Origin of the sequence: Mesorhizobium sp., assembly GCF_004962925.1 — a bacterium.
In the GTDB taxonomy this organism is placed as follows: domain Bacteria; phylum Pseudomonadota; class Alphaproteobacteria; order Rhizobiales; family Rhizobiaceae; genus Mesorhizobium.
Genome location: NZ_SUEO01000519.1, coordinates 1 through 211, shown reverse-complemented (window position 1 = coordinate 211; position 211 = coordinate 1). Strand labels below are relative to the sequence as shown.

Below are 211 nucleotides of genomic sequence, written 5' to 3'. Positions count from 1 at the left end.
CGACATGGCCGCGCTCAAACCAGATCAGCCCCGCTTTCATCCGATCCGGGTCGAGGAAGAAATCGGGCACGTCGAGAAGACCGATGACGGCCTCGCTCGAGCACAGGCCACAGGGCGGCGACACGTTGCAGTTCGTATAGAGGCCGAGTGGCATGGAAAGCTCGATCACGTTCGACCTCGTCTTGAGATCGTAGTCGTCGAAGCGCACCAC

General features: G+C 60.7%; 1 pseudogene. It reads right to left on the bottom strand.

From position 1 onward, the window contains the following. Positions 1–211: pseudogene (locus tag E5W87_RS35960) on the bottom strand (transcriptional regulator); the annotation flags it as partial.